At 56.1% G+C, this 12,698-nt stretch carries 11 protein-coding genes; all 11 read left to right on the top strand.

The features are described from left to right. Positions 1-44: 44 nt before the first annotated feature. The 11 genes from ACTQ34_RS11415 (at position 45) to ACTQ34_RS11365 (ending at position 12,597) form a co-directional block, all read left to right on the top strand. Positions 45-3,812 (top strand): S-layer homology domain-containing protein, encoded by a 3,768-nt coding sequence (locus ACTQ34_RS11415; protein WP_441363935.1) that lies wholly within the window; start codon positions 45-47, stop codon positions 3,810-3,812. 95 nt (positions 3,813-3,907) lie between these two features. Beyond that, on the top strand, positions 3,908-4,867 hold the full coding sequence (locus tag ACTQ34_RS11410; protein WP_441363934.1) for a helix-turn-helix transcriptional regulator: 960 nt from the start codon (positions 3,908-3,910) through the stop codon (positions 4,865-4,867). Between the two features lie 123 nt (positions 4,868-4,990). After that, a complete protein-coding gene (locus ACTQ34_RS11405; RefSeq protein ID WP_441363933.1) occupies positions 4,991-5,389 on the top strand; it encodes a helix-turn-helix domain-containing protein in 399 nt (132 codons plus the stop codon). Further along, positions 5,386-5,991 (top strand): ImmA/IrrE family metallo-endopeptidase, encoded by a 606-nt coding sequence (locus ACTQ34_RS11400; RefSeq protein WP_441363932.1) that lies wholly within the window; start codon positions 5,386-5,388, stop codon positions 5,989-5,991. The genes ACTQ34_RS11405 and ACTQ34_RS11400 overlap by 4 nt, the downstream gene beginning before the upstream one ends. Before the next feature lie 51 nt (positions 5,992-6,042). Further along, positions 6,043-6,279 (top strand): hypothetical protein, encoded by a 237-nt coding sequence (locus ACTQ34_RS11395; RefSeq protein ID WP_118623837.1) that lies wholly within the window; start codon positions 6,043-6,045, stop codon positions 6,277-6,279. A 244-nt stretch (positions 6,280-6,523) separates the two neighbouring features. Continuing rightward, complete coding sequence (locus tag ACTQ34_RS11390; RefSeq protein WP_441363931.1) at positions 6,524-7,018, top strand: AsnC family protein; 495 nt, start codon at positions 6,524-6,526, stop codon at positions 7,016-7,018. Positions 7,019-7,443: 425 nt separating this feature from the next. Next, positions 7,444-9,378 carry an ATP-dependent DNA helicase gene (locus tag ACTQ34_RS11385; RefSeq protein ID WP_441363930.1) on the top strand — a complete coding sequence of 645 codons (1,935 nt, stop codon included), beginning with the start codon at positions 7,444-7,446 and terminating at the stop codon, positions 9,376-9,378. Next, on the top strand, positions 9,375-9,524 hold the full coding sequence (locus tag ACTQ34_RS11380) for an SHOCT domain-containing protein (protein WP_441363929.1): 150 nt from the start codon (positions 9,375-9,377) through the stop codon (positions 9,522-9,524). Before ACTQ34_RS11385 ends, ACTQ34_RS11380 begins: the two co-directional genes overlap by 4 nt. Before the next feature lie 68 nt (positions 9,525-9,592). After that, positions 9,593-11,146 carry a recombinase family protein gene (locus tag ACTQ34_RS11375; RefSeq protein WP_441363928.1) on the top strand — a complete coding sequence of 518 codons (1,554 nt, stop codon included), beginning with the start codon at positions 9,593-9,595 and terminating at the stop codon, positions 11,144-11,146. Further along, positions 11,143-11,952: a recombinase family protein gene (locus tag ACTQ34_RS11370; RefSeq protein ID WP_441363927.1), complete on the top strand. Its 810-nt coding sequence runs from the start codon at positions 11,143-11,145 to the stop codon at positions 11,950-11,952. The genes ACTQ34_RS11375 and ACTQ34_RS11370 overlap by 4 nt, the downstream gene beginning before the upstream one ends. Before the next feature lie 3 nt (positions 11,953-11,955). After that, complete coding sequence (locus ACTQ34_RS11365; RefSeq protein ID WP_441363926.1) at positions 11,956-12,597, top strand: recombinase family protein; 642 nt, start codon at positions 11,956-11,958, stop codon at positions 12,595-12,597. Positions 12,598-12,698 lie beyond the last annotated feature (101 nt).

The raw sequence follows: 12,698 nt of genomic DNA, 5'->3' as shown, positions 1-12,698 counted from the left end.
AACCCTGCGGGGATAGCCATTTTTTACCACGGGAGGAAAATAATATGAAAAAACGATTGTTCAGCATCATTACGGCTCTGGCCATGTTCCTGAGCCTGCTGCCCGCCTTTCCGGCAGCGGCGGCGGATATCGTGGATGGTACGACAATTTATGTCAGTAACACCGGCGATGATAAAAAAGACGGCACGTCTGAAGCGCAGGCTTTCGAGACCCTGGAGCGCGCGCTTAAGAAAGCGGATGAGGACCCCCATACGAGGTACACCATCTTCATTCTGAACAACGCGTCAACCAATCAGCCGTCGAACGATGAGCCGCTGATCATCAAGAGCCCTGTGATAATCGAAGGTAAGGGCGCAGACGTCAGCAACCTGATCATCAATAAGGCGGGCGTCATTCTGGGCGCTGACGTCACGTTCCGTAACATCGCCATCGGATTGATAAACCCTGTGCGCAACGCGATCATCGCCAACGGCTACCAGCTGGTGCTGGATAATGTGTCACAATATACGAGTGCGAAGTTCAGCACCCATCTGTTTGCCGGCGGGCTGTCCGATACCGAACTGAAGAATCTGCCGAAGTCGGGCGGGGAAGGATCGATTGAGCTGCATGGCACAGTTCAGGTAGGGGAGATCTACGGCGGCGGCCTGTCTGACGTGAGCAACGACGATGTTCTGGCTAATAAAGAGGGGCGCAACCACTTTGACGGATCGTCCGCCATCATATTTGCCCCCGATTTGAGCAGCAGCAGCACCATCGGCACCGTCTATGGCTGCGGCGCCCGGGAAAACCGGAGTGGTGTCTCTTTGGGCGGATTAACTCTCGCTGGGGACGAGTGGGTTCGCGACGGCTCTCTTTATACAGCGGATAATGTCGCGATTGCATTGTACGCGTCGATGCCCAGACTGAACATCAACGGGTTTACCGGTGACAGTCACACTCCGGCGGCGGTTGTCTGTGGAGACAGCCAACAATCCGCTGAAGGAACTGAGATAACAGTGGGAGGCATCCAGAACATCTCCGAACTGAGGGTCGAGAAGGGCAATTTCTCCCTCAAACCCGCGTTCGGCGCTGACTTCAGTCAGACGGCGGTTTCCGTGGCAGCCGGTCAGACGCTTCGGCTGCATGAGTGCGAGGAGGATTTCACGTTCAAATCCTTTACCTCATTAGCTACAGACGACAATCCTGCCAAGCTGACCCTCAATGCGAGCGCGTACAGAACCCACCAAAAGCTGACTATCCTCGGCAAGCCCTCCGGCGTGACCAAGGTGGGTATCGGCGGATTTGATGGCAATGGCGTATCATGGCAGCGGGCCATCGAGGATTATCCTTACATCACCGCCGCCGATGTTTTTGGCTGTAAATTCCTTCTGGCGCCCCACAGCAGCCAGACGGACATGATCTTTGGTTTTGAAGAAGCAGGGGATGGGAAGAATTTTGTCTGGAAAGCTTCCTCACAGCCCAATGACGGAAAAATCAGTCTCGACAAGGCGGAAGTCAAGATTCTGAATCCGCAGCCCCTGGTCTGCATTCCCAACGGAGAGGTAAAGCCTGAAATCCAAGTCTGGTTAAAAGATGCTTCCGGACAGACACTGGTAGATCCCGAAAATTATACCATCGGCTATCAGGGTAATGATTTGCCGGGTGAAGCCACCGTTATTGCGACAGGTAAAGGGAACTATGTCGGCGAGGCTATAGGTTATTTTGAGATAGCCCCCTGCCCTGTAACCAATTCTAACTACCTTTTTAAAAAAGTGGAGGTACCCAATACGGGTGTGACTATGACCATAGATTTGCCCGACCCTGCCGAGCTCCACGAAAATTTGAAATATGACACCCCTAAAATTTTCGCGGGTTCTACTTACTTAAATGGTGATATAAAGCTGGAGAACAATCAGCTTACCTTTACAGCAAAGTCCTTTTCTTCAGTGAATAGCAGCCATGTAGGCGTAATCAAGATTCCTGTCGTATCCGATCTGGGTCAGGATTTCTGTCCCTATGAATTCTATACTTTCGATCTCCAGTTCCGATTAGTCAATCCCAATCGATCCGAGGTGACCATCCTAGGCGTAGAGGCCGCCTCCGATCTGACCTACAACGGGCTCCCCCAGGAAGGCTATACAGGCACAGTGAGCAACAACGACAACTATGAAGAAGGCTATTTGCATTATTACTCCGGCCGAAAGGACACAACGTACAGCAGTTACACAGCACCCACCAATGCCGGTGACTACACTGTGACCATCTCTGTCAGAGATGTCGCAAATTATACGGGAAGTACGTCCATGGATTTCTCTATCGGCAAAAAGGATGTCATTGTACGTGCCGAAGATAAGACCGCCTATGTGGGTGACCCTGCTCCAAAGCTGAGCTATACCGCCGAAGGCTTTGCTCTATCCACCCACGTTATAGGAAAGGAACCCAGCCTGGGCTATGAAACCCAGCCGGATATGTCGAAGCCCGGAACGGCAACCATCAAATTCACCAAAGAAATTGGAGAAATCAGAGACAGTAAAACCTTCGAAGATATCACCGATAATTATAACATCATCTATAAAAACGGCACGTTGACCGTAGTCTCCCGTCCCGGTGACGGCGGTGACAGCGGCAACGGCGGCAACTCCGGTGACAGCGGTTCCTCCGGCGGCGGCGGTTCCTCCGGCGGCGGCGGTTCCTCCGGCGGTGGCGGTTCCATCGGCGGCGGCGGTTCCTCCGGCGGCGGCGGTTCCTCCGGCGGCGGCGGTTCCTCCGGCGGCTCCTCCTCCAACACCACCACCAAAACGGAGAAGAACCCGGACGGCTCCACCACCACGACCGTGACCGACAAGAAGACGGGCACCGTGACCGAGACCACCAAGAACACCGACGGCAGTACCACCGTTGTGGAGACCAAGAAGGACGGCACCGTCACCGAGACCAACAAGACCGCTGACGGCACCACCGGCACCGTGGTCACCGACAAGAACGGCAGCGTAACCGAAGTGAAGTCCACCGTTTCCACTGCTGCCGCGAAGGAAGCCGGCAAGACCGGCGGGGCCGTGACCCTGCCCGTGGAGGTTCCCGCTGTCAAGACCACCGGGGACGCTCCCGCCGTGGAGGTTTCCGTGCCCAAGAGCACCGGCTCCGTCAAGGTGGAGATCCCCGTGGAGAAGGTCACTCCCGGCACTGTGGCTGTCATCGTGAAGGCCGATGGCACCGAGGAGATCGTCAAGACCTCCATTCCCACCAAAACCGGCGTGGCGCTGACCCTGGATGGCTCCGCCACTGTGAAGGTCATGGACAACGCCAAGAAATTCTCCGATGTACCCGCAAGCCACTGGGCCGGCGACGCAGTTGCCTTCGCCTCCGCCCGGGGCATCACCGGCGGCACCTCCGACACCACCTTCTCTCCGGACGCTTCCTGCACCCGCAGCCAGATCGTCACCTTCCTGTGGCGGGCCGCCGGGTCCCCTGAGCCCAAGGGCTTGAGCAACCTTTCCGATGTTCCCGCCGACGCCTACTACGCCAAGGCGGTGGCCTGGGCATTGGAGAACGGCATCACGGGGGGAACCGGCAATGGCATGTTCAGCCCCGACGCCACCTGCACCCGCAGTCAGAGCGTGACCTTCCTCTATCGCGCAGCCGGGTCTCCCACGGCTTCTGATGACATCGCGTTCAGCGATGTTACCGCTGAGAGCTACTATGCCGACGCCGTGGCCTGGGCCATCGAGAATGGCATCACCGCCGGCGTGGGCGGCGGCCTCTTCGACCCCAACGCCACCTGCACCCGTGCGCAGATCGTAACCTTCCTGCACCGCAGCTATCTGAGCAAATGACATAGCAATGAGAACAGCGGTCGTATAATGCGACCGCTATTCTCTTACCGCTGTCGAGACTGAAATTTGGGGAAAGAGAGCAAAGGAGCCACCACATGAAGAACGAATCACAGCAGGCACTGCTGCTTCTCTGGCAATACCTACATCAGCATACAGATGAACAGCATCCGGTCTCGGTCACAGACATTCTCGCATTCTGGCAGCAGCACGGCATTCAGGCCGGACGCAAGAGTGTTTACACTGACATCGAACTGCTGCAGAATGTCGGGATGGATATCGTCTGCGTCAAAAGCAGTCAGAATAGATACTTTGTGGGCCAGAGGCTCTTCGAGCTGCCGGAGCTGAAACTGCTGGTGGACGCGGTGGAATCCTCCCGGTTTATCACGGAGAAAAAGAGTACCGCCCTCATCAAGAAGCTGGGCCATCTCACCAGCACAGCGCAGGCGGAGCAGTTGAACCGCCGCATTTACATGGGCGGCACTCCAAAGCCGGAGAATGAGAGCATCTACTACAATGTGGATACCATCCACAACGCCGTCCAGAAGAAACAGCAAATCACCTTCCAGTATTTTGAGTACACGCCTAAAAAGGAAAAGATACTCAAGCATGATGGATACAAGTATCGGTTCAGCCCCTACGCCATGATCTGGAATCGGGACTGCTACTATGCCGTAGGCTGGTCGGAAAAGCACGGAAAGATTGCACAATTTCGGGTGGACCGCATGACGGCAGTCGAACCGCTGGAACAGGCGGCAGTCCAGACACCGGACTTTGATCCGGCGGAGTATGTCCGCAAGGTGTTTGGGATGTACCCGGACGACCTCTGTACCGTAGAGCTGCTGTGCGATAATGAGGTCATGCGCAGCGTCATCGACCGCTTCGGTGAAAATGTGCGGAAGGAAACTGCAGATGAACAGCATTTCCGTGCCACAGTCGAGGTCGCGCCAAGCCCTCCGTTTTTCAGCTGGATCTTTACTTTTGGAGGAAAGATCCGCATCATTAGCCCGTTAACGGTGTTGGAGGAAATGCGGGATATGGCAGCGTGGCTGAAATAATTTCTGGATGGTGTTCCCTGTGGGGAACACCATCTTTTTCATGTCTTGCAAATCGAACGAATGTTTGCTATACTGAGGCTACAGTGTTTCCAGAGAAGAGAACACGGATAGGAGGTGAGTTACTTGGAACAGACATTCGGCAGCTTCATTCGGGAGAAACGGCAATCTATCGGATTGTCCCTGCGCACGCTGGCGGCAAAGCTGGACTTGTCGCCGGTCTATCTGAGCAACATTGAGAACGACCGCAGACCGGCGCCGACGCGCGCATATTTGGAACGGTTGGAGCAGGAACTGCATCTGAGCAAGGTGGACACCGAGCAGATGCTGGATCTTGCCGCCAAGTCCCAGAATAACCGGGTATCCGCAGACCTGCCGGACTACATCATGGATCGGGAGATCGTCCGGGCCGCACTCCGCACGGCAAAGGAGGCAGACGCCACAGACCAGGAGTGGCAGGAATTTATCGACCGGATCACCCAGCGCGCAAAGAAATCCAAAGAGGGCGGTGAAATAGACGCATGAAAAAAGCATATTACCGCGAACAGGCGCTGGAGCGGATCGCCCGCGATGTGATCACCGCCTATGACCTCAGACTTTATTACGGCCCTCCCACAGCCATTCCCATTGAGGACATCATCGAGGCACAGGGGCTGGTGCTGGAGTATCAGTATCTGCGGAATAATGGGCGGGTTTTGGGCGAGACCATCTTTGACGACGGTCTCACAGCGATCTATGACCGGGAAAACCACCGCTATGACCTTCTTCCCGTCAAGGGCGGCACCATCCTCATCGACTGCTCTCTCTGCGAAGAGGAAGCATCTACCGGGCGGCTGCGCTTTACCTGCGCCCATGAGCTGGGGCACTGGCTGCTCCATAAGAAACAGTTCAGTGGGACCGGCGAAAACGCGGCGCTCCGTTCCGGCGATGAGAGCGACAACACATTGGAAGTGCAGGCGAACCTGCTGGGCTCTATCCTTCTGCTGCCGCTGCCGCAGGTCAAGCGCTGCTTCTATCAGCTGCGCTCCGGACGGACAAATCAACAGCTGGTGACGGATATGGCAGGTATCTTTCAGGTATCCAAGCAGGCCATGCGCATTCGGTTGGAGAACCATAACCTGCTGTAAAAAATTTTCATGTGCTGTTCTCAAAAAAGAGAACAGAGAAAGCGAGGCGCTATGTCAAAAACCAATTCCCTGCGCTGTCCGCTGTGCGGCAAGGGCCGTATCGCGGATATCCCCAGCGGTGCGGAGCAGTCTCAGTACAGGCTGTTTGCGCTGCACAGAGCGGAACACCCTGACCTGATCGCCAAATGCCCCAAGTGCGGCGAACAGATCGGCATCACGGTGCTGACACCGGATGCTCACCCCCTGATCCACACGCCCATCCCCTTTATGGGATATGTTCAGGCATAAATTAAAAATCCAATTGATATGACTTCGTCAAGCGCACCAGCCACCCATCGTCGAATATGGGAACATTGAGTTAGGAGCCTTACAAGTAGCTTTTCAGCTATGTGTAAGGCTCTTTTTTGCGCCTTTCTTTGGCTGAAAAGCGGAAAGGCACACAATGCGCAGACGCTGGCAACCCTATATCGCTAAATATCCGTGACCCCATCTCAGACATTTCAAAAAAAATCTGAGATTGGAGTCATGAATCATGAAAAAATGGCAGGAAGAACGCAACTACCGGCGCGTTCGAAACGAGGCTGGCGAAGTCATCGCCAATATCATCACTGTAGACGGCATGGATGTAGTGGTGCCGGAAGATGTGTATCTGGCCTACTCTCAGGCAGACCGCAGGGAACGCTATATCATGGAGGAACAGTCCTCCGGAAAACTGCTCTCTCTGGAGCAGATGGCGGAAGATGCGCTTTTGCCGGACTATGTCGGAGCGGAAACGGCCCCCAGTGCTGAAACGGAGGCACTGGAGCGTGAGGAATTCCGGGATTTGGCAGAACAGAAGCAGATCCTTTTGCTGGCGCTGCTGTCACTAAAGGATACCGACCGGGAACTCATCAACGCTCTGTTCTTCGACGGCGCGTCTACACGGGAATACGCCCAAAGAATGGGCGTCAGCCAGCGGGCGGTCATCAAGCGGAGAGACCGTATCCTGCGGGATCTCAAAAAGTTTTTTGAAAATTCCTCGAAATAAAGGTATTCACCGAACGCAATTTTCGGGAGGACAGTGAGGGGCTCCGAATCGCCCCTCGCTGTTCCTTGAAAATTGCATACCAGCAATACGGATAACCACCCGGACAGAAGAGCGATCCGCGCAGTGTGCGCCACGACCCACGGGAAGCCTTGCAGCTTCTCGTGGCGAGCGATTTTACCTGCGCGGGGGCGGCGTTGGCAGCGCCGCCCGCAGAGACGCTGTTCGGGCAGATAATGAGACACAATGCACTGGCCAGCATGAAGAGGCTGGGCTGCTCCGGGATTGAAAGCAGTAGAGATCCCGGAAATACGCCCGTGAAGGTCTTGCCGGACCTTGTCCGTATTGTTCCCTTTTCTCACCGGGGCGCGCGCTGCAAATACGGTGGAAACGAAAACAAAGCATGACAGAAAAGAGGAAATTATCGGATGAATACCAACGATAACAGGCTGAAAGCCCATAAACTGATCGACCATATTTTTCAGGACTTTCTTCCCGCCCACGGTATGGCACAGCGCCCGGAGCAGATCCAATTGAGCCACCGGATGCTGGACGCCATGCAGGACGGGAGGATCGCCCTGTGCGATGCCGGGACGGGCATCGGCAAGACCTACGCCTATCTGGCGGCTGCCACGGTAGCGTCGGCTTTTCCAACAGGGCAGATCGCCCGCCCCATTATCATTTCCACTTCCAGTATCGCGCTGCAAAATGCGGTGCTGACGGAGTATCTGCCGCTGCTGTCCTGTGTCCTAATGGCGGACGGGATTCTTACCAAGCCACTGAAAGCGGTCATCCGCAAAGGCAAAAGCCATTATGTCTGCGATGAGCGATTGGACAGGCGGCTGCGTCAGGTATATCCTGCAAAGAAAAATCCGGAAGCGTTGGCAGCGCTCCGGACTCTTAAGGAAACGCTGGACATGGACGGCGTTTCCCATCTCAGCGGCTATGACCGGGAGCGTGTCTGCGTACCGCAGGTCTGCGACTGCAAACAGAGGGACTGCCGCTATCAGCGGTTTCTCAAAACCTGCGACAAAGGTCAATTCCTGTTTCAAATCTGCAATCATAACCTGCTGGTGGCAGACGCCATCCACCGCAGCGAGGGAAAACGCCCTATCTTCCCGGAGCACAGCATCATCATCGTGGATGAAGCACATAAGCTCCCGGAGACCGCACAACAGATGCTGGGTGTGACGTTGGCGGCTGAAGAGATACGAAACCTTATCCTTCAGCTAAAAGAGGAACGGTACTTACTGGCGGCAGAAATGCTGGAGGACAGCACCGGCCCTCTGCTGCGCAAGCTGGCACAGCCCGGAGAGGAAGCGGAGCCGGTGGACACCTGTTTGCGATTGCTGACCGCGCCATCCCGCACGCTGCCCATCATCCAGCGGCAGATCGGCAGCCTGCTCTCCCCGCTGGGAAGCCGCCAGCTGAATACGGTGCTGGACGCGGTCAAGCTGTTCACCAGTTCCCAGACAGATATGATTTTTTACACTGCCGAAGATGTCAGCACAGGCGGCGCCATGCTGTGCGCCGCAGCCGGCGATATCACGCAGCGAATAAAAAAGATCCTGTGGCAGCCGGATCAGGCGTTTGTTCTGACCTCCGGCACCATGGCGGTGGGCAGCGATTTCCGCCGTTTCAAAATGCAGGCAGGATTAGAGAAGGGACACCGTGTCATGGAATCCGTTTCTCCATCCCCCTTTGACTACCGGAACAACTGCCTGCTCTACCTTCCGCAAATCCCGCCCCGCCAGAGAGTGGAGGATACGGATGTGTACTTTAATGAGCTGACTGCCGAGCTCGTCGGACTCATCAAAGCAGCCACCGGTCACGCGCTGGTGCTCTTTACATCCTACGCAGCCATGTCGGCTGTGAAGGATCGGCTGTGGGAGGAATCTCTCCCATTCCCACTGCTGACGCTGGGCCGCAACGCGCCCCACATCATCGAACAGTTCCGGCACACGCCGGGAGCGGTGTTGCTGGCCACCGGCGCGGCATGGAAGGGCTTTGATTTCCCCGGCGACTGTGTATCTCTGCTGATCATCCCGCGCCTGCCTTTCGCCTACCCGGACGCACGAAAGGAACGGGAATTGGAGAAGTATTCTTCCCTTCGCGCATTCATCCGTGAGGTAGCTGTACCAGAGATGCAGATCAAGCTGCGCCAGGGATTTGGACGGGCCATCCGCACGGAGAGCGATACCTGCGTCATCGCCATTCTGGATGAACGGGCCTGCCGTGGCCGCAGATACGCCCAGGCTGTGAGTGAGGCATTGCCGGAAATGCGGAGGACCGGCAGCCTGCGGGAAGTGACAAGGTTTCTGCGGGAAAAAAAGCCGGAGAGCTATTTTGAGGTGGGAAGATGATCGACGCAAAGAAAGAATTGCAGTATCGGCTGGCAGCCAGGATGCTGGAGCATCTGGCGGAAATCGGCCTGCTGAGCGCGGAAGAACTGTCTTACGCCAAGAGACTGGCCAGAGAGAAATATTCCCCGCAGACTGTTTGGGAATAGTGCTGGATATTCTGCGGGTCGTGTGGTAGCTTGTGTGTTGACAAAAAAGATACAGGGAAGTGAAAAACATGGCACAGGTAAAAATCATCGCGCCGCAGACGCGGGAAGCGGAACATCTGCGGGTGGCAGCCTACTGCCGGGTCAGTTCGGACTCCAAGGATCAGCTGCATTCCTACGCCGCCCAGATCCGCAATTATACGGAAGAGATCGCCCGGCATGACGGCTGGGAGCTGGTGGATGTGTATGCCGACGAAGGGCTGACCGGCACCCGGATGGATCAGCGGGATGACTTCAACCGCATGATGCGGGACTGCCGGAAGGGTAAGATCGACCGCATTCTGGTGAAGTCCGTATCCCGCTTCGCCCGGAATACCAGAGACTGCCTGTCCGCCCTGCGGGAGTTATCCGCCATGGGCGTCAGCGTCCGGTTTGAAAAAGAAAATATCGACACGAAAACGCTCACCACCGAACTGATGGTGAGCGTTTCCGGTTCTCTTGCCCAGCAAGAATCCATCTCCATCTCCGCCAATCAGAAGATGAGTTATCAGCGGCGGATGGAGCGTGGGGAATTCATCACCTGCACCGCCCCTTACGGATACCGAATCGTAAATAAGAAAGACCTTGCGATCGTCCCGGAGGAAGCCGCCACGGTGCGCTGGATCTTCGACGCATACCTCAAGGGACGCAGCTCCGGATGGATCGCGGAGCAACTGACAGCAAAGGGCATCCCCTCCCAGTCCGGCGCGGAATGCTGGAGAGAAACGGGAATTCGATACCTGCTGACCAATGAAAAGTACATCGGAGACGCCCTGAGCCAGAAATCCTACAGCTGCGGCTTCCCCTTCGTGCAGAAACGAAATCACGGGGAACGCCTGCAATACTACACAGAGAACTCCCATCCAGCCATCATAGACCGGGACACCTTTGAGCGGGTGCAGACACTGCTGCAAAAGAAGGCGCAGAAAGAGAAAAAGCGCAGAGAAAAAAGCCCCCTTGCCTTAAAAATCGTTTGCGGGAACTGCGGGACGGTGTTTCAGCGCCGAAGCAGCCAGAACGGATATGTGACATGGGTCTGTCGAACCCACGACCACCACGCCGCGGACTGCCCCGTGGGACGCATCCCGGAAGCGGAGATCCACGCCGCCTTCCTGCGGATGTACCACAGGCTCAAAAGCAGCGCGGACATCATTCTGACCCCGGCCCTCCGGCAGCTGAATACGCTGGACACGATCCTGCGGCAGAATCATCCGCAGATGCTGGCCATCAACCGGGCCATCGCGGAAGCTACAGAAGAAAGCCATAAGATCAGCACCCTGCGATCCAATGGCCTGCTGGATGCGGATATCTGCGCCGCCCGTATGAATGCCATCAGCGCCCGACTGGCGCAGCTTCGCGGGGAGCGGCGCAGGCTGACAGAGAATGAAGCGATAGACGAAACGATGGATGCGCTCCGCAAGGTGGAGCAGACGTTTCTCAACGGACCGGAACGGCTGGACGGCTTCGATGAAGAGCTGTTCGAACATCTGGTGGAGAAAATCATTGCAGAGTCTCAAAACCGTATCCGCTTCCGGCTTTACGGAGGTTTGGAGTTGACAGAACAATGGGAGGTGGCGGCAAGATGATCAACCGCAAGGTGTTATACGGGTATCAAATCCGAAACGGCGCGTTGGAGATCGTGCCGGAGGAGCAGCGGACCGTCAGTATGGTTTTTACGCTCTATAACGCCGGGGCTTCCTATCAGGCCATATCGGACGCCTTGAACCGGCAGGGCGTTCCGTATTGCCGGGAAGTGCCGCTTTGGAACAAGCACAAGGTAAAGCGCCTTTTGGAAAATCCCCGTTACACCGGTAAGGAGGGATACCCCATACTGGTGGAAGCGGATATTTTCCAAGCGGCGCAGGAAAAGACGGCGGAAAAGAATGCTGGGAGGCAGTCACACGGAGAGAAGCCTGCCATTGCGCGGTTGACTCCATACTTCCGCTGCGCCTGCGGCGGGAAGATGACCCGGCTGGGCGGCGGCTGGCAGAACAGCGGCAAGCTGTATCTGAGATGCGAAGGCTGCGGGACTACCGCGGTCGTGGACATGGAGGCGACGGTAAGCGAGACTGTCCGGCAGTTCCGAGAGCATGAGCAGCCCAGCTGTACCGCCTATGCGCCCTCCGCGGAGGTCATGCGGCTGGACAACGCCATCAACCGGGGGCTGGAGCAGCCGGACTCGCCGGAAGCGGTGATGGCGCTGATCCTGCAGGGTGCGGCAGCACGGTATGCCTGCTGCCCAGCGCCGTCTGCCGAATCTAATCGGTCTGAGCGCTTGACAGAGACGGATTGGAGACGCTTCCAACGAGCGGTTTCCCATATCACCATCTCACAGGATACCGAAGTAACTCTTATATTTACGGATAAAAAAGCGACAGGAAAGGACGAATGATCCATGGAAGCGACAGTAGCCACCTTAGAGCGGCGGGTGCGGGTGATCCCCGCAACCAGAAAACCGGAAGAACTGCACAGAGACCATGACGGAAAAATGCGCGTAGCGGCCTACTGCCGTGTCTCGACGGACAGTGAAGAGCAGCTCAACAGCTACGAAGCCCAAAAGACCTACTACACCCAGAAGATCCAGGACAGCCCGGATTGGGAGATGGCAGGGATCTATGCCGATGAGGGCATCTCAGGCACCAGCCTGAAAAAGCGGACACAGTTCAACAAGATGATCACCGCCTGCAAGCGGGGACACATCGACCTCATCATCACTAAGTCCCTCTCCCGCTTTGCCAGAAACACGGTGGATTGCCTGGATACGGTGCGGCTCCTGAAAGCAAACGGCATTGGAGTGTACTTCGAGAAGGAAAACATCAACACCCTCACGGAATCCAGCGAATTTCTCATCACCCTGTTCAGCGGCTTTGCCCAGGCGGAATCCGAGTCTCTCAGCAAGAATGTCGCATGGGGAAAGCAGAAGAGTGCGGAGGCGGGAAAGGTCACCTTCCAGTACAAGAAGATGCTGGGATACCGGAAGGGGGCGGACGGACAGCCGGAGATCGTACCGGAGGAAGCGGAGATCATCCTGGAGTGATACAATAAAACCGCACACCCAAGGTGGTATAATGAAGAACAGAAAGGGTGTTGAAGATGGGACAGAAATACAGTGCAGAATACAAGGCAGACGTGCTGAAA

Source organism: Agathobaculum sp. LCP25S3_E8, assembly GCF_052117165.1.
Lineage (GTDB): Bacteria > Bacillota > Clostridia > Oscillospirales > Butyricicoccaceae > Agathobaculum.
Note: the sequence above shows the minus strand (reverse complement) of the source record. Positions and strands in the feature narration are given on the sequence as shown.